Annotated in this window: 20 protein-coding genes; 12 read left to right on the top strand and 8 right to left on the bottom strand. The window is 62.6% G+C overall.

Annotated elements, in window-relative coordinates:
* The 6 genes from ACE3OH_RS05630 to ACE3OH_RS05605 form a co-directional block, all read right to left on the bottom strand.
* A partial coding sequence (locus ACE3OH_RS05630; RefSeq protein WP_374349387.1) for a PAS domain S-box protein occupies positions 1 to 3,653 on the bottom strand: 3,653 nt, incomplete at its 3' end.
* The gene (locus ACE3OH_RS05625) at positions 3,650 to 4,525 is read right to left on the bottom strand and encodes a transporter substrate-binding domain-containing protein (protein WP_374349386.1); all 876 of its coding nucleotides are present in this window, start codon (positions 4,523 to 4,525) and stop codon (positions 3,650 to 3,652) included. The genes ACE3OH_RS05630 and ACE3OH_RS05625, both read right to left, overlap by 4 nt.
* A gap of 126 nt (positions 4,526 to 4,651) precedes the next feature.
* The gene (locus ACE3OH_RS05620) at positions 4,652 to 5,650 is read right to left on the bottom strand and encodes a two-component system response regulator (protein ID WP_374349385.1); all 999 of its coding nucleotides are present in this window, start codon (positions 5,648 to 5,650) and stop codon (positions 4,652 to 4,654) included.
* A 164-nt stretch (positions 5,651 to 5,814) separates the two neighbouring features.
* Complete coding sequence (locus ACE3OH_RS05615; RefSeq protein WP_374349384.1) at positions 5,815 to 6,720, bottom strand: diguanylate cyclase domain-containing protein; 906 nt, start codon at positions 6,718 to 6,720, stop codon at positions 5,815 to 5,817.
* A 159-nt stretch (positions 6,721 to 6,879) separates the two neighbouring features.
* The gene (locus ACE3OH_RS05610) at positions 6,880 to 7,935 is read right to left on the bottom strand and encodes a GAF domain-containing protein (RefSeq protein WP_374349382.1); all 1,056 of its coding nucleotides are present in this window, start codon (positions 7,933 to 7,935) and stop codon (positions 6,880 to 6,882) included.
* 83 nt (positions 7,936 to 8,018) lie between these two features.
* The gene (locus ACE3OH_RS05605; RefSeq protein WP_374349380.1) at positions 8,019 to 8,927 is read right to left on the bottom strand and encodes an acyltransferase; all 909 of its coding nucleotides are present in this window, start codon (positions 8,925 to 8,927) and stop codon (positions 8,019 to 8,021) included.
* A 187-nt stretch (positions 8,928 to 9,114) separates the two neighbouring features.
* Here ACE3OH_RS05605 and ACE3OH_RS05600 point away from each other — a divergent pair, with 187 nt between their 5' ends.
* The 8 genes from ACE3OH_RS05600 (at position 9,115) to ACE3OH_RS05565 (ending at position 18,144) form a co-directional block, all read left to right on the top strand.
* Positions 9,115 to 10,110 (top strand): sulfate ABC transporter substrate-binding protein, encoded by a 996-nt coding sequence (locus ACE3OH_RS05600; RefSeq protein ID WP_374349379.1) that lies wholly within the window; start codon positions 9,115 to 9,117, stop codon positions 10,108 to 10,110.
* 7 nt (positions 10,111 to 10,117) lie between these two features.
* On the top strand, positions 10,118 to 10,636 hold the full coding sequence (locus ACE3OH_RS05595) for a hypothetical protein (RefSeq protein WP_374349377.1): 519 nt from the start codon (positions 10,118 to 10,120) through the stop codon (positions 10,634 to 10,636).
* Positions 10,637 to 10,757: 121 nt separating this feature from the next.
* A complete protein-coding gene (locus ACE3OH_RS05590; RefSeq protein ID WP_374349375.1) occupies positions 10,758 to 12,122 on the top strand; it encodes a pyridoxal-phosphate dependent enzyme in 1,365 nt (454 codons plus the stop codon).
* A 345-nt stretch (positions 12,123 to 12,467) separates the two neighbouring features.
* On the top strand, positions 12,468 to 13,619 hold the full coding sequence (locus tag ACE3OH_RS05585) for a PLP-dependent aspartate aminotransferase family protein (protein ID WP_374349373.1): 1,152 nt from the start codon (positions 12,468 to 12,470) through the stop codon (positions 13,617 to 13,619).
* A 246-nt stretch (positions 13,620 to 13,865) separates the two neighbouring features.
* Complete coding sequence (locus ACE3OH_RS05580; RefSeq protein ID WP_374349372.1) at positions 13,866 to 14,873, top strand: sulfate ABC transporter substrate-binding protein; 1,008 nt, start codon at positions 13,866 to 13,868, stop codon at positions 14,871 to 14,873.
* Positions 14,874 to 15,066: 193 nt separating this feature from the next.
* Positions 15,067 to 15,900 carry a sulfate ABC transporter permease subunit CysT gene (cysT, locus tag ACE3OH_RS05575; protein ID WP_374349371.1) on the top strand — a complete coding sequence of 278 codons (834 nt, stop codon included), beginning with the start codon at positions 15,067 to 15,069 and terminating at the stop codon, positions 15,898 to 15,900.
* Positions 15,901 to 15,942: 42 nt separating this feature from the next.
* Entirely contained in the window at positions 15,943 to 16,815 is an 873-nt protein-coding gene (gene cysW / locus ACE3OH_RS05570; RefSeq protein ID WP_374349369.1) for a sulfate ABC transporter permease subunit CysW, read from the top strand.
* 288 nt (positions 16,816 to 17,103) lie between these two features.
* Entirely contained in the window at positions 17,104 to 18,144 is a 1,041-nt protein-coding gene (locus tag ACE3OH_RS05565) for a sulfate/molybdate ABC transporter ATP-binding protein (RefSeq protein WP_374349367.1), read from the top strand.
* A gap of 144 nt (positions 18,145 to 18,288) precedes the next feature.
* Here ACE3OH_RS05565 and ACE3OH_RS05560 read toward each other — a convergent pair whose 3' ends face one another.
* The gene (locus ACE3OH_RS05560; protein ID WP_374349366.1) at positions 18,289 to 18,747 is read right to left on the bottom strand and encodes a MarR family winged helix-turn-helix transcriptional regulator; all 459 of its coding nucleotides are present in this window, start codon (positions 18,745 to 18,747) and stop codon (positions 18,289 to 18,291) included.
* Positions 18,748 to 18,813: 66 nt separating this feature from the next.
* Here ACE3OH_RS05560 and ACE3OH_RS05555 point away from each other — a divergent pair, with 66 nt between their 5' ends.
* The 4 genes from ACE3OH_RS05555 to ACE3OH_RS05540 all read left to right on the top strand — a co-directional run bounded on the left by ACE3OH_RS05555 (position 18,814) and on the right by ACE3OH_RS05540 (position 22,061).
* Positions 18,814 to 19,557, top strand: coding sequence for a siderophore-interacting protein (locus ACE3OH_RS05555; RefSeq protein ID WP_374349364.1), 744 nt, complete (start codon positions 18,814 to 18,816; stop codon positions 19,555 to 19,557).
* A 121-nt stretch (positions 19,558 to 19,678) separates the two neighbouring features.
* Positions 19,679 to 20,488 carry a helix-turn-helix transcriptional regulator gene (locus tag ACE3OH_RS05550; protein WP_374349362.1) on the top strand — a complete coding sequence of 270 codons (810 nt, stop codon included), beginning with the start codon at positions 19,679 to 19,681 and terminating at the stop codon, positions 20,486 to 20,488.
* A 114-nt stretch (positions 20,489 to 20,602) separates the two neighbouring features.
* The gene (locus tag ACE3OH_RS05545) at positions 20,603 to 21,151 is read left to right on the top strand and encodes a YbhB/YbcL family Raf kinase inhibitor-like protein (RefSeq protein ID WP_374349361.1); all 549 of its coding nucleotides are present in this window, start codon (positions 20,603 to 20,605) and stop codon (positions 21,149 to 21,151) included.
* A 283-nt stretch (positions 21,152 to 21,434) separates the two neighbouring features.
* Positions 21,435 to 22,061, top strand: coding sequence for a hypothetical protein (locus ACE3OH_RS05540; protein WP_374349360.1), 627 nt, complete (start codon positions 21,435 to 21,437; stop codon positions 22,059 to 22,061).
* 21 nt (positions 22,062 to 22,082) lie between these two features.
* Here ACE3OH_RS05540 and ACE3OH_RS05535 read toward each other — a convergent pair.
* Positions 22,083 to 23,245 (bottom strand): methyl-accepting chemotaxis protein (locus ACE3OH_RS05535; protein WP_374349358.1); only part of this gene is annotated, 1,163 nt, incomplete at its 5' end.

Below are 23,245 nucleotides of genomic sequence, written 5' to 3'. Positions count from 1 at the left end.
TCAAGCGGGCGACTGGCTGGCTGCAAAAGCGCCACGATCTCGGTCACCGCCGCCTGCAATTCATCAAGCCGGGCGGCGCTGACATCAAGTGGAAGCGCCTGCTCCAGCGCCGCCGCAGCCTGGGTCAACCGGCCCGCCCCGAGCGATAGCGCCGCTCCCTTGAGCGTATGGGCGAGGCGGCCAGCCGCGTCCCTATCGCCGGCGGCAAGGCTGGCGCGCAGCTGCCCGGGCAAGGCGGCATGGTGGTCGATAAACATCTGCAGCATGCGCTCCAGAAGCTGGCAATCGCCACCAGCCAGCTTCAGCGCGGTATCGAGGTCGAGCACAGCACCAGCCTCAATGCGTGCGGCCAGCGGCCCCAACGCCGGCGCAGCCTGCGAGATCGGCTCGCCCGGCGCGTCTGGCGCAGCTTCCGCCGCATACGGCAGGTACTTGGCGAGAGTGCTGCGTAGCAATTGCGGTTGCACCGGCTTGCCGAGGAAATCATTCATGCCCGCTTCAAGGCAGGCGCGCTGGTCTTCGACAAAGGCATTGGCGGTCATGGCAATGATGGGCAGCTTGGCAAACTGCGGCAACTGGCGCAGTTGCCGGCAGGCGGCCAGGCCGTCCAGCCTGGGCATCTGCATATCCATCAGCACCAGATCGAAGGTTTCGCGCTGACAGGCCTCCACTGCCTCTTGCCCATCGCCGACAATGGTGCAGCTCAGACCCAGCTCGGGCAGCAGGATCTCCATCAGCGCCTGGTTCATCGGATTATCTTCGGCTACCAGCACATGGCCATGCAGGCGCTGGTTGGCCGCGTCAGCAGCCGGCGTCGGACTGGCGGCGCCCAGTTGCTCGGCCGATGGCAAGCGCAGTGGCAAGCGCAGCCAGAAGCAACTGCCCTGCCCCGCCTGACTATCCACGCCCACCTCGCCGCCCATGGCCTGCGCCAGATTGCGCGATAGCGCCAGACCGAGGCCGGTTCCGCCATAGCGGCGCGTAGTGGAGGCATCGGCCTGGGTAAACGGGGTAAACAGATTAGCCTGCTGCTCGGCGCTGATGCCGATGCCGCTATCATGCACTTCAAAGCGGATCGACGGCTCGCCGCCAGCATGCGCCGCAAGGGCGCACAGACGAATGCTGCCACGCTCGGTGAACTTGGTGGCATTGCTGACATAGTTGCCCAGAATCTGGTTGAGCCGCAAAGCATCGCCCAGTATCTGTTCCGGCAGGGCGGGATCGATGCTGACCGACACCGACACCGGCTTGCCGGCCAGCCGGGTCGTGGCCAGATCGCGCGCGTAATCGAGCACGCCCCGCAGGGCCAGCACCTCGCTGCAAAATTCAATGCGACCGGCTTCGAGCTTGGAAAAATCGAGAATATCGTTGATCACGCCGAGCAGATGGTTGGCCGCATAATCGATGCGTTCGATATGCTCGAGCTGGCGCGGGCTGGGCGACTCCTTGCGCAGCAAATAGGTGAAGCCGAGCACGCCATTGAGCGGGGTGCGGATTTCATGGCTCATATTGGCCAGAAATGCCCCCTTGGCGCGCGCCGCCTCTTCCGCCGCCTGCTTGGCAAGGCTCAGTTCAGCGGTGCGCTCATCTACCTTGCGCTCCAGCGAGGCACGGTATTCGTCCAGTTCGCGTGCCTGCCGCTTGCGCTCGGTAACGTCCTGCGCCACGCCGATGTATTTGGCCACCTTGCCGGCTTGGTCGCGCACCGGCGAGATCACGTGGAACAGCTCGATCTCCTGGCCATCGGCGCGACGGTCGATCAACTCTCCCTGCCATACCTGCCCCGCTTCCAGGGCTGCCCACATTTCGCGATAGACCGTACTGTTGGTGCGGCCCGATTGCAGCACGTCAAAATTGCGTCCAAGCAGCTTTTCCTGGGAGTAGCCAGTCAGCTGTTCATAAGCCGGATTGACGTATTCGATGCGGCAGTGCAGGTCGGCAATGACAATGCCAGCCGGGTTTTGCGACACCGCCTGGCTCAGCTCACGCAAGGAGTTTTCGTACGCAACCCGCTGGCTCACATCGCGGCCTATTGCCATGTAATAGTCGCCATCAACCAGGTTCACCTTGGCAAGCGCCACTTCCATCGGAAAGTTTTCGCCACTGCGATGACGACCGTGAACGGTGCGGCCAGCACCCATGCGCCGCCCACTGGTTGACTCTGCGGCAAAGCCACGAACCTGGTCGGCATGCCTGTCTCTTGCCGATTCTGGCAGCAATAGCGCCAGCGGTTGGCCGATCAGCGCTTGCGGCTCGTAATCGAACAGGATGCAGGCAGCCCGATTGGCACCGACGATAAACTGCTGGGCATTGATGGTCAGGATGGCATCGGGCGCATTTTCAAGGAGGCCGGTAAAGCGTGCCTGCACATTGCGCAGGCTGTTGGCGCTGTCGCGCTCGGCGGTGATATCGCTAAAGGTACATACCGCCATGCGCTGGCCCATTTCCTGATCGTGCATGGCGCGGGCATTGATCCTGATCCAGCGGGTGAGGCCATTAGGCAGGCGCACCCCCATGACCTCGCCGCTGATCGGCCGACCATCGCGCAATACGCGCACTGCCGGGTGTTCGTTGCCGGGGAAGGGGCTGCCATCCTCGCGTATCGCCTGCCACTCCGGGTCGTAGGAGCTGCGGCCCATCAGCTGTTCCGTAGTCAGACCCAGGATGCTCGCTGCATGGGCATTGCTGAGAATGATGCGCGCGTCGGCGGTCTGGATCACCAGTCCCTCGCCCATGGTCTCGAATACGGTATCCAGCCGGATATAGGCGTCGCGCAGGCGTCGCTGCTCAGCCTCATTGGCATGGCGCGCGGCGGCCAGCATGGCGCAAGGGAGCAGGATCAACAGCGGGGGCAGGAAGTTGATCAGCTGGTCGACTTCGCTGATAACCGGTGGTGCGACATAGACGCCGGTAACCAGTCCATAGAAGGTGATCACCGTCAGCAACCACATGGCGACAAACACCAGCACGGCGGGCAGGTACAGGGCGGCGATGGCCAGGGCGGCGGCCAGCATCGAGAAGGGATGAGGCAGGCCGTGAATTGCCAGCACCGTCAGGCCCCCCAGCAGCAGCAAGGCACCCAGCGACTCGGTGCGGCATAGCTGCTGCCACAGCTTGCGCATCCCCGATCGTGCCGCCCACAGTGCCAGCGGCAGCATGCTCATGGCACCGAGCAAGGTTCCTTCGAACCAGCGGATATACAAGTCCGTTAACTTCCCGAAGCCATGGGAAAACAGCAGTCCGGCACCGATACAGCTGCACAAGACACTGGGTATCAGCACGCCGACCAGCATGGTCAACAGCATCGCGCGTGGCTCGCTATCGAAGCGATCCGGCAGCCGAAAGCGGCGCAACAGGGCCGCGCCGAGCATGGCTTCCAGAAGATTGCCCGGCAAGAAGCTCGCTGACAGGCCGATCGGGTCGCCGTACAAAAGATTGGCCAGCAGATTGGCGCTGCCCGCCGCCACGATGGCCGGCCACCAGCGCCGCGTGCCGCTACGCGACAGCCAGGCCATCAGCCAGGCATTGGCCGGCCAGTACACCGCAATGGAAATGGGCTGGCGCGACATAAAGATGGCGCCGAATGCGAGGAGAAAATAACCGATGAATACCGGCAATAGCAGGCGGTCAGAAAAGCGCAGCACCTGTCTCATACCGACCCGCCTTTACGCTGGCTTGATCGACGCGACCACAACAACAGGGCAATTCCACCGAGCACCATGCCTGAACCGATGAATTCAGGCAGCAGCTGCATCTGCCAGGGCCGGGTGTGTACATTGCCCAGCCATAACTGCACTATTTCGCGCTCTTGCTCGGAACTGATGCGTAGTTGCGCATCGTCGAGCAGATGGCCCAGCTCGGGCCAGTCCGAGCGCCAGGCCAAGGCATAGGGATAGCGGTAGCCTATCGGCGAGCGAATCTGCGCAGACGATACATGGCCACGCAAATGCCAGCTCATGCTCGCCGTATCGCCGACCACTGCATCCAGCTGCCGACGTTCCAGCATGCCCAGCGAGGCGCTATCGCTATCGGTGATCACCCAGTCGATTGCTGGATAGTGCTGGCGCGCGTAGCTTTCCACCGCATAGCCACGGCCAATGCCGACCCGCTTGCCGGACAGGTCTTCCAGCTTATCGGCTTCGCTGATGCGCGGAACCACCACCACAACCGGGACATTCACATAGGGACGAGTAAAGCCGAGATACTCCGCCCGCTCCGGCGTAGGACGGGCAATGGTCAATACATCGATTTCGCGCCGGCGGATCTGTTGCAGCAAAACCGGCAATGGCTGCGGTGGCATCCACTGCAGTGACAACCCGGCTTCGGCCGCCACTGCCTTGAGTAATTGCACTGACAGACCGGACGGCTGGCCGTGTTCATCGACAAAACTATAGGGCGGATAGTCGCGTTCCACTCCTACTCTGATCGTCGTGCAATGCAGCTTGCACCAGTCCATATCGGATTGCGACAAGGGATGCGCCAGCGCCATGCCGTTCAGGAGGATTGCCAAGGCCAGCCGTTTCATGCGCCGGCCTCATCATCGGCATAGCGACGGGCGATCTCCTCGAATTCCTGGCGGCATACCAAGAAGGCATCCACCACATCCGGGTCGAAATGGCTGCCGCGCCCTTGCACAATCAAGGCGACGACTTTATCGGGCGCATAGGCTTCCTATGTAGACGCGGCGCGAAATCAGCGCATCGTAGACATCAGCCAGGGCCATCAGCCGGGCTGAGGCGGGTATCGCATCGCCGGCCAAACCCTGTGGATAGCCCGAACCGTCCCAACGCTCATGGTGAAAGCCGGCGATATCGCGCGCCGCTTCGAGAAATTCGAAATGCAGCGATTGTGACGAATCGCAATCCGGCCCGGGCTCGGCATCGCGCAGGGCGCGCTCGATGGCATCGGCGCCCAAGGCAGCATGGGTGCGCATCACCACGAATTCCTCTTCTGTGAGCTTGCCCGGCTTGAGCAGGATATGGTCGGGTATGCCGACCTTGCCGATATCGTGCAAGGGCGCAGCCTTGACGATAAAGCGCAGGCTGTCGGCCGCCAGCGCCTCGGCAAAGCGCGGATGGCTCGATAGCTGCCGGCCCAGTGCCGCCACATAAGCCTGGGTGCGCAGGATATGGTTGCCGGTTTCGTTATCGCGGGTTTCGGCGAGGCTGGCCAGCGCCCGCAGCGCCACATCCTGCACCAGGTAGAAATCACGCAGGCGCCGCTGCACTTCGCGCTGCAATTCACCGGCACGGTCGGCCTGCCAGCGCCGCGCCATATAGGCTTCCAGCTGCGCCTTGACCCGCGCCTTGACCACGCGGGGTCGCAAGGGCTTGCTGATAAAGTCGGCAGCCCCCAGCTGCAGGCCGGCTTCTTCGCTCGCTTCGTCATTGAGGGCGGTGGCAAAGATCACCGGCACATCAGCCATCTGCGGCAGCTCGCGCAGGCGCCGATAGGTTTCGAAGCCATCCATCACCGGCATCATCACATCGAGTATCACCAGATCGGGCGCCGGCGCATGGCTGGCGGCGCGCAAGGCCGCTTCGCCGCTGGTCACCGCGCGGATCTGGTAACCCTCGTCCAAGACGGCGGACAACACGCGCAGATTGTCGGGCTGATCGTCCACCAGCAGCACGACCGGCGAGGACAGCAAGCGGGAAAGTTCGGGAGCAGCCTTGGCAAGCACAATCGCCTCGCAATCGGAAAACGCAGGCCCAACTATAGGATTGGCGCCGACCGGCCGCAGGCGGGCCGGAGAATAAAATGGGTACTGTCGCGCCCGGGCGACGCTTGAATCGCCCGGCACAGGTGACGCCCTCACGCCACCACAATACGGTTACGGCCGCCTGCCTTGGCCGAATACAGGGCGCGATCAGCCATGACCATCAACTGATGCGCATCGAGCTGGTCGCATTGAGCTGCCACGCCGATGCTGACGGTGACATGGCTGGCCGCCTCGCTGTAGTCGTGCGGAATGCCCAGCGCCTCCACCTGGCTGGCCGCCAGCCGGGCCAGCTGGGCGGCATCGTCCAGCGCTACCTCGGGCAGCAGCACGGCAAACTCTTCACCACCGATACGCGCCGCCACATCGGCCGGCCGCCGCGCACAGGCCTGCACCGAGGCAGCCACCAGGCGCAGGCAATCGTCGCCGGCAGGATGGCCGTAGTGATCGTTGTAGCTTTTGAAGCAATCGACATCGACCATCAACAGGCAAAGGGGCTGGCGGCTTCGCTGCAGGCGGCGCGCCTCGCGTGCCAGCAGGTCATCGAAAGCGCGGCGGTTCCACAGGCCGGTCAAGCCATCGCGGCTGGCCAGCTCACGCAATAGCTGGGATTGCTGCTGCAACATCAGATGGGTCTTGACCCGCGCCCGCGCTACCGGCGCATTGATCGGCTTGCCGATAAAGTCGACCGCCCCGGCTTCGAGCGCATGGATTTCGTGTTCGGCACTGCTGTGCGCAGTGACGAAAATCACCGCCATGCCGGCCGTCACCGCATCGGCCTTGAGTTTGCGGCACACTTCGTAGCCATCCATGCCGGGCATTTCCACATCGAGCAGAATCACATCCGGCAGGTGCGCATGGGCGGCAGCGATGCCGCTGGCGCCATCTTTCGCCACAAACACGTCGCCCAGATCAGCCACTACCGCAGACAACATGCGTAAGGTCAGCTCGGTGTCATCGATGATCAGCAAGCGGCCCGGCTTGCCTGCAGGCACTGTCATATCGTCTCTCTCGCCCTGAAACCGGCCGGCAGGCACCGGTCAACGTGGCGCTACCCGCTCCTGGTGCGCCCCCGATGCGCGTCGGGTGCTTCGTTCTGCGCATCCCTGGGCTCTGTTGACGCTTTGTCGGCGGTCGCGCCGACCAAATGTCAACAGAGCCTAGACAAAATGCATGCACTCCACCGATCCGGCCGGCAAGTTGCGGGTGCCGGCCGTGCATTCGTCGATGGCCGACAAAAAGTCGGCAAATGAAAAGCTCTCGCGATAGCTGGCGGCATCGAGACTGATCAGCGTCAGGGTCAGGTCGACTTGTGCCGCCTCGTTTCGACTGGGCAAACGCAAAGACACGGCGCACAGCTGGCGAAACAAGGGACCCGCCTGGCGCTCGGCAGCCTCGCCCGCCAGACCGCTCCAGCAGACCGCCAGCACATCGTCGTCCAGCCGCCCCAGTACCGCTGTTTGCGGCAGGCCACGGCGCAACATGCCAACGAGGCTGGCGAGCAATTCATTCACCTCATCGGCATCGTATTGTGCGAGCAGCTGTTGGTACGGCTTCAGCAGCAAGGTGGCCACGCAAAGGCGTCCGTCGGTTTGCCGGCAGTGCTCCAGCTCCAGTTCGACATGGCGGGTCATGGCACTGCGGTTCCAGATACGCAGCACCTTGTCCAGCTGCGTCTCGCGCCGCGCGTAGTCCAGCTCCTCCAGCAACTGGCGCTGGCTATGGTGCAGCTGGCGCGTATACATCGCCTCTTCCACCACATGGCCGATATCTTCCAGCAGCCCGATCTGCGCCGTACTCAGCTGGCGCGGCCGACGATCGATAATGCACAGGGTGCCCAGGTTGTAGCCCTTGGGGTGCTTGAGCGGAAAGCCAGCATAGAAGCGGATATGTGGCGGCCCGGTCACCAGCGGATTATCGGCAAAGCGCGCATCATCGAGCGCATTGCCGATGACAAACGTAGCGTCACCCAAAATCGCATGGCCGCAAAAGGAGATATCGCGGCCGGTTTCGCGTACCGGCAGGCCGATGCAGGACTTGAACCATTGCCGGTTCTCATCCACCAGCGACACCAGGGCAATCGGCACATCGAACAGGGCCTGGGCCAGCCGGGTGGCGCGATCGAATGCCGCTTCATCCGGTGTATCGAGCAGCAGGAATTCGCGCAGCGCCGCAAGGCGGGCAGGCTCATCGGCGGGCAGGGCGGGGGCTTGCACGGTGCTGTCATCCAATCAGTCAGGGATGCCCGCAGGGCAGCGGGCCAGCACCGTTTATAGACAATATATTTCGCGCCTGGCAATCACCGCCTGGCGCCGCTCCCGGCATGCAAGGCAGCCAGGGTTGCGTCCTTTTTCTGCCACAGCGCCTGCACCCAATCCTGCACCTTGGCACGAAACACCGGGTCGCCGGAATAGTCGCCCTGGGTCAGCTCGCGCGGAATCGGCACTTCGTCGATCAGCACCACCACCTCGGGCAGCTTGCCGCACAAAAAGCCCCAGAAACTGGGCACGCCTTGCGGGTAATGAATCGTGATATCCAGCAGCGACTGGAACTGCTCGCCCATCGCATTCATCGCCAGGGCAATGCCGCCAGCCTTGGGCTTGAGCAGATGCTGGAACGGCGACTGCTGCTTGGCATGCTTGGCCGCGGTGAAACGGGTGCCTTCGAGAAAATTCATCACCGATGTCGGCACCAGGCTGAACTTCTGGCAGGCGCGTCGGGTGGTGGCCTGATCCTCACCGCGCTTGTGCGGGTTCTTCTTCATATACGCTTCGCTATGCCGGCGCATGAACGGAAAATCGAGCGCCCACCAGGCAAGGCCGATCACCGGCACAAAGATCAGCTGCTGCTTGAGAAAAAACTTCAGGAAAGGGATGCGCCGGTTCAGCACCTTTTGCAGCACGAAGATATCTACCCAGCTCTGGTGGTTCGATTCCACCAGATACCACCCGGCATAACGCAGGGTGTCGTCCCCCGTGACCCGCCAGTTCACCCGGCCCGCCAGGGCAATCCACACGTTGTTGCAGGCAATCCAGCTTTCGGCAAAGCGGTTCATCAAAGGGTCGATCAGGCGCCGAACCGCCGGCAGGGGCAGCAGGAACTTGATCAGGCCGACGCTGACGATGATCGCCGCATGCAGCACGACATTGATCGCCAACAGGACAAGTGAGACAAGCCCTCGCAAGGGGGCAGGCAAGAAAGCAAGCATGGTGTTTCCGGTTGAGCAAAACCGGCCGATTGTAGCGGCTGCTTGCTTTGCTGCACCAGTTGCAAGGCAAGGCGATCTAGTGCACGGCCCACAACAAAACCAAATGAGATATAAATCTAACTTTTAATTCCATTTGGTAATACATGACTGCATTAAAGTTGCGCCATTGCTCAAATCGGAATGCATCATGGCCCGTCACCGGACTATCGCGCTCGCCCTGTTGGCACCTAACCTCGCCTTCGCTGCCAGCATCAGCCTGCTCAATGTGTCTTACGACCCGACCCGCGAGCTTTATCAGGACTACAACAAGGCGTTTGCCCAGTACTACAAGCAAAAGACCGGCGACGAGGTGGTGGTCAAGCAGTCGCACGGCGGCTCGGGCAAGCAGGCGCGCTCGGTGATCGACGGCTTGGAGGCCGATGTGGTGACCCTGGCGCTGGCCTACGATGTGGACGAGATCGCCGAGAAGGCCAAATTGCTGCCGGCCGACTGGCAAAAGCGCCTGCAGCACAATAGCGCGCCGTATCAGTCCACCATCGTGTTCCTGGTGCGCAAGGGCAATCCCAAGCAGATCCGCGATTGGGCCGATCTGGTCAAGCCGGGCGTGGAAGTGGTGACACCGAATCCGAAAACCTCGGGCGGCGCGCGCTGGAACTATCTGGCGGCCTGGGGATGGGCGCTGCGTCAGCCCGGTGGCAATGAGGACAAGGCACGCGACTTTGTCAGCAATCTGTACAAGCATGTGAAGGTGCTCGACACCGGCGCCCGTGGCTCCACCATCAGCTTTACCGAGCGCGGTATCGGCGATGTGCTGATCGCCTGGGAAAACGAAGCCTACCTGGCCACCAAGGAGCTGGGCCCGGACAAATACGATATCGTCACCCCGTCCGCCTCCATCCTGGCCGAGCCTACCGTGGCAGTCGTGGACAAGAATGCCGCCAAGCACGGCACCAGCAAGGCGGCGCAGGCCTACCTCGAATACCTGTACAGCCCGGCCGCCCAGGAAATCGCCGCCCAGAATTACTACCGCCCGATCGACCCGGCCATCCATGCCAAGTACGACAAGCAGTTCGGCAAAGTGAAACTGTTCAAGATCGACGAGATATTCGGCGGCTGGCAAAAGGCGCAGAAAACCCACTTTGCCGATGGCGGCGTGTTTGACCAGATCTACACCAATCGCTGAATGAGCCATGCACATTGAGCGAAGCCGTTTGGTCAGCCGCTTGTCTGAGCTGCCCGCCCAGTGGGTGGCCGGCCTGCCGCTGGGGCTGGATGAGCAGGGCGTGTACGGCCGCTATTTCAAATGCGAATTGCGCAGCCAGTTCCAGCAGCGCGATGTCGGTGGCGCGCTGCTCACCCATGCTGCCCTGCGCGCCATCGGCCCCGAGGGCGAAGCGCTCGATGGCAGCAAGCTGTTCAGCCTGGCCGCCGGTGCCGATGGCTTGCTGAAACTCGACCGGCTGTGCCGGCTGATCCACACCCTCAATCATTTTGTGCTGGCCGGCCAGCCGGCACCTCTGGTGCTGCCAATTCACCCGCGCTTGTTCGAGTATGTAAAAGGTGCACATGGCCGCACCTTTGCCCGCATGCTCGCTCATTTCGAACTATCGCCTACCAGCATCGTGCTGGCAGTGCCGGGCGGCCTGCCGCAAGCAGTGCTGGATAACTATCTCGGCGAAGGCTTTGCAGTGCGGCTGAGCCGCGATTAAAGTGAGCCCCGCAGACGATAGCCCGATCAACACGTGACGAGTCCGCCACAACCGGCATCGCACGTTCTCCCCACCGGCGTCGCTATCCGTGGCGCCGACGCTATTTTTGGATGAAACCACCATGTCGCTTGACCCGCTGCTCGGCCTGATCGGCCAGACCCCGCTGTTGAAAATCACCCGGCTTGATACCGGCCCCTGCGAGTTGTTCGTCAAGCTGGAAAGCCAGAACCCCGGCGGCTCGATCAAGGACCGTATCGCCCTGACCATGATCGAAGCTGCCGAGCGCGAGGGCAAGCTGGCCCCCGGCGGCACCATTATCGAAGCCACTGCCGGCAATACCGGCCTGGGCCTGGCCCTGGTGGCCGCACGCAAGGGCTACAAGCTCAAGCTGGTGGTGCCGGACAAGATGAGCCTGGAAAAGATCGCCAATCTGAAAGCGTTGGGCGCCGAAGTGCTGATCACCCGCTCGGACGTGAACAAGGGCCACCCTCTGTATTACCAGGACTATGCGCGCCGCCTCGCAGACGAAACACCGGGCGCCTTCTATATCGACCAGTTCAACAACCCGGCCAACCCGATTGCCCATGAGCTGGGCACCGGCCCGGAAATCTGGCAGCAGATGGCCCATGAGGTCGATGTGGTGGTGGTGGGCGTTGGCTCCAGCGGCACCCTGACCGGCCTGAGCCGCTTTTTCAAACGCGCGGCACCGAATGTTGAATTCGTACTGGCCGACCCGGTCGGCTCCATCCTGGCCGACTATGTGGAAACCGGCAGCTACGGCGAGGCCGGCAGCTGGCGGGTGGAAGGCATAGGCGAGGACTTCGTGCCGCCCTTGGCCGACTTCAGCGCGGTGCGCAGCGCCCAGCGCATCAGCGATGAAGAGAGCATCACCACCGCCCGCGCCCTGCTCGAGCATGAAGGCGTACTGGCCGGTTCCTCATCCGGCACCCTGGTCGCCGCCGCCTTGCGCTACTGCCGCGCTCAGACCAGCCCGAAGCGGGTGGTGACCTTTATCTGCGATAGCGGCAACAAGTATCTTTCCAAGCAATTCAACGAAGGCTGGCGTATCGACCAAGGCCTGGAGCAGCTGCCGCAGCAAGGCAATCTCAGCGACCTGATCACCCGCCGCCACGACCGCGGCGCCACCATCACCGCGCGGCCGGACGAGAGCCTCGGCGATGTGTATGCCCGCATGCGCCGCCATGATGTGTCGCAGCTGCCGGTGCTGGAAAACGAACAGGAAGTGGTCGGCCTGATCGATGAGTGGGATGTGTTGCTGGCTGTGCACGACGAACCGGAAAACTTCCGCCTGCCGGTACGCCAGGCCATGAGCACCGATCTGGTCACCCTGGCACCCGACGACAGCACCGAGCGGCTGCTGCGCGTATTCAACGACGGCCAGGTCGCCATCGTGGTGGAGCGCGGCCAGTTTATCGGCTTGATCACCCAGGCGGACCTGATCAACCATTGGCGGCAGAAGCGGTGAAAACCTTCGGCGCCACGCCAATCAGCCCCTCGCCCGCAAGCGGGAGAGGGGTTGGGGTGAGGGCACGTGGAACACCCACTGTTTATGTGGCAGCGACGAGGCCTTGCTGCTTACTTGATTGATTCCGCCCCCGCCGCCGCGGGGGAAGCGCAGCATCGGCGCCATGCCCTTTAGCCCCTCGCCCGCAGGCGGGAGAGGGGTTGGGGTGAGGGCGGTACGAAGAACAACCTTCCCTCACCCGGCCCTGTGGGCCACCCTCTCCCGCTTGCGGGAGAGGGATAGCGCAACACTTAGCACTGGCTGCGTGGGTTGACACCCCGCGCCGCCCACATCAGGAAACCCACCATGTCCCAACATCTCGACACCCTCGCCGTCCATGCCGGCTACACGCCGGACGCTACCGGCGCCGTCATGCCGCCGATCTACCCCAGCTCCACCTTTGCGCAGCGCGCACCGGGCGAGCACAGCGGCTATGAATATGCCCGCAGCGGCAACCCGACCCGCAATGCCTTTGAAAAAGCGCTGGCCGAGCTGGAAGGCGGCGCGGCTGGTTTTGCCTATGCCTCCGGCCTTGCCGCCATGTCCAGCGTGCTTGATCTGCTCGACGCCGGCAGCGAAGTGGTAGCGGTCGATGATCTGTACGGCGGTGCCTGGCGCTTGTTCGAGCGGGTACGCGGCCGCACCTCCGGCCTGACCGTGCGCTATGCGCCGACCGACGACCCCGGCGCCCTGCGTGCTGCCATCAGCGCCAACACCCGCATGGTGTGGATCGAGATTCCCACCAACCCGCTGCTCAAGGTGGTGGATATTGCCGACGCGGTAGGCGCTGCCCACGCCGTTGGCGCGCTGGTAGTGGTGGACGCCACCTTCGCCACCCCCTATCTGCTGCGCCCGCTGGAATACGGCGCCGACATCGTGCTGCATTCGGTCACCAAGTATCTGAACGGCCACTCCGATGTGATTGGCGGCGCGGTGATCGTGCGCACTGCCGAGCTGGCCGAGCGGCTGGCCTATCTGCAAAACGCCGCCGGCGGCGTGCTCGGGCCGTTTGACAGCTTTCTCGCCCTGCGCGGCCTGAAGACGCTACCGCTGCGCATGCAGCGACACAGCAGCAATGCGCTGGCGCTGGCGAGCTGGCTGGAGCAACAACCGGGCGTGCTCGATGTGATCTATCCGGGTCTGGCCAGCCATCCCCAGCATGCGCTGGCAAAACGCCAGTTCCCGCGAGGCTTCTCCGGCGTGGTGTCAGTGCGTATCGACGCCGATGACGCCGGCGTGCGCCGCTTTCTCGCCGCACTCAAGGTGTTCACCCTGGCAGAAAGCCTGGGCGGCGTGGAGAGCCTGGTCAACCTGCCCTGGGCGATGACCCATGCCTCGATACCCGAGGCCGACCGCCTGGCGCGCGGCGTTGGCCCCAACCTCTTGCGCCTGTCGGTGGGTGTCGAGCATATCGAGGATTTGCAGGCCGACCTCGCTGCGGGCCTCGCTGCGCTGTAGCGGGCACCGCCCTTTGCTTGCAAATTCGCAAGCCACTCCCCTGCAAAGGGCGCCCAGCCTATCCCCTCCCCTGCAAGGGGAGGGTCGGGGTGGGGATGGGATCGTTCAGCCAGGCAGCTTCACCCCATTCCCGACAGGCACAATGCAAATGCAAATTCGCTCATTGCACAAAACCATTCAGTCTTAATTGGCATAAGCAGGCTTGCTATGCTTGACGCCTTGTTCAAACGCTGCCGAAAGCCTGCCATGCCCCGCCTTAGCCGCCCATTGCTTGTTGCGCTCGCGCTTGCCTTCTCCGCCAATGGTATTGCCGCGACCGAGTTGCTCAATGTGTCGTACGACGTGATGCGCGACTTCTACAAGGACTTGAACCCGGCATTCATCAAGGCCGAAAAAGCCAAGACCGGGCAGGATGTGCTGATCAACCAATCGCATGGCGGCTCGGGCAAACAGGCGCGCGCGGTGATCGACGGGCTGGAAGCCGATGTCATCACCATGAATATGCCGCCCGATATCGACGCGGTAGCCGACAAGGCCAAGCTGCTGCCGGAGAACTGGGCCAGCCGCCTGCCCAATGACAGCCTGCCCTTTACCAGCCTGCAAGTAATTATCGTGCGCAAGGGTAATCCCAAGGCGATTCGCGACTGGGGCGATCTGGTCAAACCAGGCGTGCAGGTGGTGATGCCCAATCCCAAGGTTACCGGCAATGGCCGCTACAGCTATCTGGCGGCCTGGGGCTATGCCCTGCGCCAACCCGGCGGCAATGAGCAAAAGGCGCGCGACTTTGTCGGGGCACTGCTGAAGAATGTGCCGGTGCTCGATAGCGGTGGCCGTGCCGCCACCACCACCTTTATGCAGCGGCAGATCGGCGACGCCTTGCTGACCTTCGAAAACGAGGCCGAGATGATCGCCCGCGAATTCGGTCGCGGCCAGTTCGAAATCATCTACCCGAGCCTGTCGATCCGCGCCGAACCGCCGGTGGCCGTGGTGGACAAGGTGGTGGACAAAAAGGGCACCCGCAAGATTGCCGAAGACTATCTGAAGTTCCTGTGGACGCCGGAGGCGCAGGAAATCGCCGCGCAAAACTATCTGCGCCCGCAGGATGCGGCAGTGTTCAAGAAATATGAAAAGCAGTTCCCGGCAGTGAAGCTGTTTACCGTCGATGAGGTATTCGGCGGCTGGCGCAAGGCGCAAAAGGCCCACTTTGACGATGGCGGCAGTTTCGACCAGATTTTTGCCAAGGGCCGCTCCTGAGTCGGTGCCGCTCCCGCCGCTCTTCTCCGTGATTCGGTGGCAGGCTCGGCAATATGGTGGTTTGCTCGGCGAGGTTTGAAGATTGCGCTGGCTGAACCTGCACTCACCCGGCCCTGCGGGCCACCCTCTCCCGCTTGCGGGAGAGGGGAGTAGGCGCATGTACTAACCCGATTTACTCAAAGGCCTTCCCGCAATGAAATTCAAGCAAGCCAGCGTATTGCCCGGCTTCAATCTGGCGTTTGGCTATACCCTGGTCTACCTCGGCCTGATCGTGTTGCTGCCGCTGGCCGCCTTGATCGTCAAGACCGCCCACCTGTCGCTGGCGCAATTCTGGGACGTGATCAGCACGCCACGGGTAGTGGCCAGCTACAAGCTCACCTTTGGTGCCAGCCTGATCGCTGCCGTGGTCAATCTGTTTGCCGGGCTGCTGATCGCCTGGGTGCTGAGCCGCTATCGCTTTCCCGGCCAGCGCCTGATCGATGCCCTGGTTGATCTGCCCTTTGCCCTGCCCACCGCCGTAGCCGGCATTGCCCTGACCACCCTGTACGCCCCGAATGGCTGGCTGGGCCGTTGGCTGGAGCCGCTCGGGATCAAGGTGGCGTTTACCCCGCTGGGGGTGGTGCTGGCACTGACCTTTATCGGCCTGCCCTTTGTGGTGCGCACCGTGCAGCCGGTGCTGGAAGACCTGGAAGCCGAATTGGAAGAAGCCGCCGCCTGCCTCGGCGCCAGCCGCTGGCAGACCTTTCGCGCCATCATCCTGCCGGCCGCCCTGCCCGCCCTGCTTACCGGCTTTACTCTGGCCTTTGCCCGCGCCATTGGCGAATACGGCTCGGTGATCTTTATCGCCGGCAATATCCCCATGGTGTCGGAAATCACCCCCTTGCTGATCATCAGCAAGCTGGAGCAATACGACTATGTCGGCGCCACCGCGATCGCCAGCGTGATGCTGATCATCTCGTTCGCGCTGATCTTCGTCATCAACCTGATCCAGTGGTGGAATGCCCGCCGAGTCGGGATGCGCAAATAAGACGCGGTCGCTATCGACGCCCAACCACAGACGCCTATCGCCATGACATCCCGCTCCCCGCATCGCTCCGCCGCCACCAGCGAACCCGCCTGGGTACGACGGCTGCTGATTACCGCCGCCCTTGCCTTTCTGGCGCTGTTTATCGTGCTGCCACTGACCTCGGTGTTTGCCGAGGCCCTGCGCAAGGGCTGGGACCTGTACTGGGAGGCGATCAAGGAGCCCGATGCCGTGGCGGCGATCAAGCTCACCCTGATCGTCACCGCCATTTCCCTGCCCCTGAACCTGGTATTCGGCGTTGCCGCCTCTTGGGCGATTGCCAAGTTCGACTTCAAGGGCAAGAGCCTGTTGATCACCCTGATCGACCTGCCGTTTTCAGTGTCGCCGGTAGTGGCCGGCCTGATCTATGTGCTGCTGTTCGGCGCCCAGGGCTGGTTCGGTCCCTGGCTGGCGGCGCACGATATCAAGCTGATCTTTGCCGTGCCCGGCATTGTGCTCGCTACCGTGTTCGTCACCTTCCCCTTTGTGGCGCGCGAGCTGATTCCGCTGATGGAAGCGCAAGGCACCGAGGAAGAACAGGCGGCAATGGTGCTGGGCGCCAGCGGCTGGCAGATGTTCAGCCGCATCACCCTGCCCAATATCAAATGGGGCCTGCTGTACGGGGTGATTTTGTGCAATGCCCGCGCTATGGGCGAATTCGGCGCAGTCAGCGTGGTATCGGGCCATGTGCGCGGCCTCACCAATACCATCCCGCTGCATGTGGAGATTCTGTACAACGAATACAACTTCGTCGCCGCCTTTGCCGTCGCCTCCATCCTCGCCCTGCTGGCCCTGGTAACGCTGGGCGCCAAGAGCTGGGTGGAATGGCAAACCGCCCGACAACGGGCCGCCGACCAGTTGGCCTCTATGAGTGAGTGACGTTTCAGACAGACAAATCTTGAACCACAGAGAGCCTCAATAAGCAGCATTGAAGAGACTTTGACAATTCTTGTGGAACACCGCTGTGTCTACCGATTTTCGGGGCTACCTTAGCCATCTGTGAAATCGATGGCAGCAAGCAAAACCTGTAGACACAGAGAACAGGGAGGGCACTGAGCACACGGAGAGAGGCTAGATCATCTCCGGCCTTCTCTGTGTGCTCTGTGGTCTCAGTGACCTCTGTGTCTACAGATTTTCAGGCTTTTGTTATTTACCCGGATCAACACCATGAGCATCGAAATCCACGTCATCGCCAAGCGATTCGGCGCCTTTACCGCCCTCGACAATGTCAGCCTCAAGGTCGAATCGGGCGAGTTGCTGGCCCTGCTCGGCCCCTCGGGCTGCGGCAAGACCACCTTGCTGCGCATCATCGCCGGCCTCGAGACACCCGATGCCGGCCAGATCCGCTTTCATGGCGAAGACACCACCGACAAGCATGTACGCGAGCGGCAGGTCGGTTTTGTGTTCCAGCATTACGCGCTGTTCCGCCATATGACCGTGTTCGAGAATGTGGCCTTCGGCCTGCGCGTGCGGCCCAAGCCAACCCGGCCAAGCGAAGCGGAAATCCGCCGCCGCGTGCATGAATTGCTCAATCTGGTGCAGCTCGACTGGCTGGCCGACCGCTATCCGGCCCAGCTATCGGGCGGACAGCGCCAGCGCATTGCCCTGGCGCGCGCACTGGCGGTGGAACCGAAGGTGCTGCTATTGGACGAGCCCTTCGGCGCGCTCGACACCAAGGTGCGCAAGGAGCTGCGGCGCTGGCTGAAGCGGCTGCATGAAGAAATGCATGTCACCTCGGTATTCGTCACCCATGACCAGGAAGAGGCGCTGGAAGTGGCCGACCGGGTAGTGGTGATGAACAAGGGCCGCATCGAGCAGATCGGCACCCCCGAGCAGGTGTACGACGCGCCGGCCACCCCGTTTGTTTACCAGTTCCTGGGCGATGTGAACCTGTTCCATAGCCGGGTGCATGGCGGCTTTGCCCAGGTGGGCGAGCACCCGGTACCCAGCGATGGCGCCGTGGCCTATGTGCGGCCGCACGATATCGAACTCTTGCGCGAACCCGCCCCGCAAACCCTGGCATCGAAAGTCGAGCATATCCGCGCCATCGGCTCCATCGTGCGGCTGGAGCTGAGCCTCGCCAATGGCGACCCGGTCGAAGCCGAACTGAGCCGCGACGCCTTTGCCGCGCAACGCTTCAGCGAGGGCGAGCAGGTGTATATCCGCCCACGCAGCGCACGGGTGTTTGCTGAGGATTTTTCGATTTGATGAAGCGCTGAATCAATCGGGCCGTTCGAGCGGCAGCACGCCCCCTCGGGGAATACAGGTCTTGGGCAACCGTAAACAAGCGACTGCTTCCCGGCTGATTTAGCCTATCCCATCGCCACTGTGGGGCTGCGGCGGATACGCCAGCTAAGTAGCCGGCGGCTTTTCATGCAAATTGGCCTGCACACGCAGCAGCAATGCTTCCAGCTGGCTACGCTCGCTCGCATCCAGCCCGGCCATTGCCAATTCGGCCAGCTGGCTGTGCTCAGCCTGCAGCGACTGCAACAGCGCCTCGGCGCTCGCTGTGAGGTGCAGCTTCAGGTTGCGCCTATCGCTCTCGTCCACTTCGCCACGCAATAGACCCAACTCCTTCAGGTTTTTCACCAGCCTGGCCAGCTGCGCCTTATCGCGGCCGCTGTGCTCGGCCAGATCGCGCTGCGTCGCACCGGGACGGCGACGGAAGAAGTTCAGCGTCTTCGCTTCCATATGGGTTATCGCATGCGGACTGTCGCGCAGGGCCTGGTATTGGCGCGCCCGGAAGCGATGCATGATGTCGTGGATCAGCTCCATGACGTTTTCGGTGGACGAGATCGGAGGACGAAACATTGGTTGACAATGTCAATCGTTTAACTAAGATAGAGGACATTATCAACCAATTATTGGCAGAACACCATGAGCGAAGTCCTCTTCCCCCGCGCCGTGCAACGCATCCGCCACGAGCTGAAGATGCGCCCTCTGACCGTACAGCGCATCGAAGACCTGAGCCCGAGCGTGCGGCGCATCGTGTTCACGGGTGCCGCCCTCAGCGACTTTGTCAGCGCCTCGTTTGACGACCATATCAAGCTGATCATCGAGCAGGAGGGCGCCGAGCCATTCCGCCGTGACTACACGCCGCGCGCTTTCAGCCGGGCCAGCTGCGAATTGGCTATCGAATTCGTGCTGCACGGGACCGGCCTTGCATCCGAATGGGCCAGCCAGGCGCAGCCGGGCCAATCGGTCGTGGTTGCCGGGCCACGCGGCTCGATGGTGATCCCGACCGACTACGACTGGCATTTGCTGATTGGCGATGAATCCGCCCTGCCGGCCATTGCGCGCCGTCTGGAAGAACTGCCCGTTGGCAACCGCGCCATGGTGATCGCCCAGGCAGGCAATCCAGCCGACCAAAGAGCGCTAGCGTCCAAGGCCGAGGCCAGTGTGCAGTGGGTCAGCGATGGCCAGGCACTGCACGCAGCCTTGCGTGGGCTGACGTTGCCCGAGGGTGAGGGCTATGCCTGGGCGGCCGGCGAGCATGCGGTGATGACCGGGGTGCGGCGCATTCTGATCGATGAAAAACAGCACAGCCGCAGCGCCATGCGGGTAGCCGCCTACTGGAAACAGGGCGAATCCAACCAGCATGGGGATATCGAAGACAACTAGGCTCTGCAGGCCTTTGCTCAAAATCTCACCCATGGTCTGCCGCAGCGATTGTCACGCCGAAAACGCCTGCCTTCCGGTAGGCTAGCGGCCGATAGTTTCCACTACGCTTTCAGCCGACCGCATGACTTCGCAAGCCACACCCCCGCAGATCGCCTTCAATAACCCGATATGGCTAGTGCAAGCCCAGCGGCAGCAGGCGCTGCGTGCCGTCACTTTTCCGGTGCCGGCACTGATCTGGGTGATGGAAGGCAGCAAGGAGCTATGGCTGGGTGAGCGCCATTGCCTGGCCCAAGTAGGCCAAAGCCTGCTGCTTCCCGCGGGTAGCGAAGTGAATTTGCGCAACCTGCCTGCACCGGCCAGCGGTCGCTATCGGGCGCTGATGCTGAATTTCGACCGTCCCTTGCTGGAGCGTTTCGCCAGCCTCTACCCCGGCGAGGCCGACGGCTGGCAGGCGCAGGATATTGAACTGCTGCTCCCGCCGATGCTTGAGCTGCAAGCAGCGCTACAGCGGCTGGCTGATTTGGCAGCGCCCGACGCAGCCGCCAGCTGGCGCCAGCACTACCTGCTGGAAGTGTTGCTGCACTTGTCCAGCGCCGGCCTCGGCGCCGCCTTGTCCGCCGGGCGACAGCACAGCACCGGCGAGCGGGTAAGGACCCTGGTCGGCCTGGCCCCCGGCCACCGCTGGACCGCCGCCGAGCTGGCAGAACGACTGGCCTGCAGCGAGGCCACGCTGCGCCGGCGCCTGGTGGCTGAAGGCCATAGCGTGCGTGGCCTGCTCGATGAAATCCGCCTCGGCAGCGCCTTGAACCTGCTGCAGACTGGCAGATTGCCGATCAATGCCATTGCGGCGGCGGTCGGCTATGAATCGCCATCGCGCTTTGCTGCCCGCTTTCGCCAGCGCTTTGGCACCGCGCCCTCGGCACTGCGCTGAACACACTGAGCGTTTCTGCACGGTCCTTGCGCGCTTTTGGCGCGCCAACGCGATGGCCGATCCAGCATCATGGGCTTTTGCGGCAAGGTGCCGCGATTTTTCGGAGAAACTGCAATGTCCCGCTTACTGACTTCCCTGTTTGGCCTCAGCCTGTCCAGCCTTGTATGCGCAGCCGGCTTCACCGTCAGCAGCCCTGATATCACCAATGGCGGTCAACTCAAGTCCGCCCAGGTATTCAATGGCTTTGGCTGCGAGGGCGGCAATATCGCCCCGGCTCTGAGCTGGTCGGGCGAGCCGGCCGGCACCCGCAGTTTCGCCGTCACGGTGTACGACCCTGACGCCCCCACCGGCAGTGGCTGGTGGCACTGGCAAGCGGTGAACCTGCCCGCCACCACCCATGCCCTGCCCGCTGGCAGCGGCCAGAAAACCGGCCCTGCCCTGCCAGCTGGCGCCATGCAGACCCGTAACGATTACGGCCAAGCCGAATTCGGCGGCGCCTGCCCGCCCAAGGGGGATAAACCGCACCGCTATATCGTCACCGTTTGGGCGCTCAAGGTCGACAAACTCGACCTGCCGGCCGATGCCTCCGCTGCGCTGGTCGGCTACAACCTCAACGCCAATGCGCTGGACAAAGCGGTGATGACCGCGAAGTACGGCCGCTAGCCCCCTGCCAGATAGCCAAAAGCAACCGTAGCATTTCTGGCTATCTGGCAAACTCGTGCTCTCCGTATACAAGACAAAAGCCAATATGCTTGAGCCAAGAAGACTCACCGCCGCAGGGCTGGCCGGTGCACACAGCCCTGCCCGAGCACCGGCACCTTGCTTATTGCTTGCTCGACACCTTGGCATCGGCCTTCTTTTGGGCCTTGGCGCCCTCAACTGCCTTGGCAGCGACTTTGCCATTCAGGCCGAAGGTACATATGCGGCACAGATACAGGTCTCTGGTGTGCGCGGACTGGATTGGCGCCCCTATCGCACCATGCTGGCGGGGCTTGACGCATTTGAGCGCCACCACGCACTGGCGCCGCTGGCTACCCTGCAATTGCAGCTACGCCCGCGTAGCGCCGATGCCAGCCTGGCTGGAGTAACACTGGCAATCGACAGTGCCAGTGTTCATATCGATGTGCCGATCGACGTCCATGGCAGCTTCACGCTGCCACGCCACCAACAAGCCGAAGATGAAGCGGCCGATCTATTGCTCAATCGCAAGCGCGGCGACTTTGGCTGGCTACCGGCAATACATAGCCCGAGCGTTCCGGCGGACAGCCGCCGGCTGGGCGATTTACGCCTGGAGTGCGAAATCCGCTGGGCAGTGGAGCGCGGCGACGCGCCGCCCACGGTGCGGGATGCGTTTGCCGCAGCAGGCGGTGCCTGCCATAGCCGGCTGATTGCGGTGAGCTTTGCTGCGCCGTATCGGCTCGCCCAAATCAGCTTGAAACACGCAGCGCAGGAGCAGGCGCTGCCGGTCACCTTACTCAGCCCGGACCGCAAGTCCTACACCGTGCCGCTTTACGATACGCACTGGCCGGATGACACCCTGGTGCTGCTCCAGGCCGACAGCAAGCCAAACTAGCCAAGGGAGCCGCAGCCTGCATCACGCGCTCAGCTTGAACCGCCCGAGCTGCTGTTCCAGCGCTTGCGCCAAGCCATGCAGGCGTTCAGCGGTTTTTGCCGAGCTGGTTGCCGCCTGACCGTTTTCCTCCGACATCTGGGCAATGCGCTCGACCTTGTGGGCCACTTCCACCGCGACCGCCGACTGCTCGGCCAAGGCGCTGCTGATGTCGGTAACCGCCTGCTCTACCGTACCGGTACCTTGGCGAATACGTGCGATGGCTTCACCGGCCTGGCCAGCCAAAGCCACACCATGCTCAACCTGTGCAACGCCGGCATGCATATTGCGCACAGCCTCCTCGGTGCCATGCTGGATGCGTTCGGTCATCTGCCCGATCTGACGCGTGCAATCAGCCGTCCGCTCGGCCAGCTTGCGCACTTCATCGGCCACCACGGCAAATCCGCGGCCGCTCTCACCGGCCCGCGCTGCTTCGATAGCGGCATTGAGCGCCAACAGATTGGTCTGATCGGCAATTTCCTTGATGATATTCACGATGCCGGTAATTTCCCGGCTCTGATTGCCCAGCTCGGCGACACTGCCGGAGCTCACCCGCACGCTGCTGGCAATGCGCTCGATGCTGGCTATCGTTTCACCGATTACCGCACCACCGTCGGCGGACACTTTGCCCGACTCGGCCGAGCTGGCATGCGCATCCTTGGCGTGATTTGCCATATGGGCAATGCTGACCGTCAGTTCCTCGACGGCTGCAGCCATGGACGCAGCGGCATTGTTCTGTTCCTGGGTCGAGCCGGCAACTTGTGCACTGACCGACGCAATACCTGCCGCAGCGGTCGAAAGTGCGCTTGCCTCCTCGTGAATATGGCCGAATGTATCGGTCAGCTTGTCAACCAACTGATTGACGCTGGCAGCGACCAGATTCAATTCATCGCGCCCCTTGGTGTCGAGCTTCTGGCTGAAGTCGCCATCGGCAATCTCGACCAGCCGGTCGGTCAATGAATGGGTACGGCGTATCGTATCGCGCGCAAAGCCGATAATCAGCATGGCCACCAGTCCCAGCACCAGCAAGCTCAGCGTGAGCTGAACCACCATCGCCCGGCGCTCACCCGCCAGTCTATCGACCAGTGTGGCGGCCACGCCTTGCTCGGTGATAAAGCGTTCGATGCCGTCCACTTGATCGATTATCT

Origin of the sequence: Chitinimonas sp. (assembly GCF_041904975.1) — a bacterium.
In the GTDB taxonomy this organism is placed as follows: domain Bacteria; phylum Pseudomonadota; class Gammaproteobacteria; order Burkholderiales; family Chitinimonadaceae; genus Chitinimonas.
This window is presented reverse-complemented; position numbering and strand designations above follow the sequence as displayed.

Excerpts from the sequence above, each read along its gene's own strand:
- ACE3OH_RS05580 (WP_374349372.1), top strand. The coding sequence starts at position 13,866 with ATGCCCCGCCTTAGCCGCCCATTGCTTGTTGCGCTCGCGCTTGCCTTC.
- cysW (WP_374349369.1), top strand. The coding sequence starts at position 15,943 with ATGACATCCCGCTCCCCGCATCGCTCCGCCGCCACCAGCGAACCCGCC.
- ACE3OH_RS05560 (WP_374349366.1), bottom strand. The coding sequence starts at position 18,747 with ATGTTTCGTCCTCCGATCTCGTCCACCGAAAACGTCATGGAGCTGATC.
- cysT (WP_374349371.1), top strand. The coding sequence starts at position 15,067 with ATGAAATTCAAGCAAGCCAGCGTATTGCCCGGCTTCAATCTGGCGTTT.
- ACE3OH_RS05545 (WP_374349361.1), top strand. The coding sequence starts at position 20,603 with ATGTCCCGCTTACTGACTTCCCTGTTTGGCCTCAGCCTGTCCAGCCTT.
- ACE3OH_RS05600 (WP_374349379.1), top strand. The coding sequence starts at position 9,115 with ATGGCCCGTCACCGGACTATCGCGCTCGCCCTGTTGGCACCTAACCTC.
- ACE3OH_RS05585 (WP_374349373.1), top strand. The coding sequence starts at position 12,468 with ATGTCCCAACATCTCGACACCCTCGCCGTCCATGCCGGCTACACGCCG.
- ACE3OH_RS05590 (WP_374349375.1), top strand. The coding sequence starts at position 10,758 with ATGTCGCTTGACCCGCTGCTCGGCCTGATCGGCCAGACCCCGCTGTTG.
- ACE3OH_RS05550 (WP_374349362.1), top strand. The coding sequence starts at position 19,679 with ATGACTTCGCAAGCCACACCCCCGCAGATCGCCTTCAATAACCCGATA.
- ACE3OH_RS05625 (WP_374349386.1), bottom strand. The coding sequence starts at position 4,525 with ATGAAACGGCTGGCCTTGGCAATCCTCCTGAACGGCATGGCGCTGGCG.
- ACE3OH_RS05565 (WP_374349367.1), top strand. The coding sequence starts at position 17,104 with ATGAGCATCGAAATCCACGTCATCGCCAAGCGATTCGGCGCCTTTACC.
- ACE3OH_RS05595 (WP_374349377.1), top strand. The coding sequence starts at position 10,118 with ATGCACATTGAGCGAAGCCGTTTGGTCAGCCGCTTGTCTGAGCTGCCC.
- ACE3OH_RS05605 (WP_374349380.1), bottom strand. The coding sequence starts at position 8,927 with ATGCTTGCTTTCTTGCCTGCCCCCTTGCGAGGGCTTGTCTCACTTGTC.
- ACE3OH_RS05615 (WP_374349384.1), bottom strand. The coding sequence starts at position 6,720 with ATGACAGTGCCTGCAGGCAAGCCGGGCCGCTTGCTGATCATCGATGAC.
- ACE3OH_RS05555 (WP_374349364.1), top strand. The coding sequence starts at position 18,814 with ATGAGCGAAGTCCTCTTCCCCCGCGCCGTGCAACGCATCCGCCACGAG.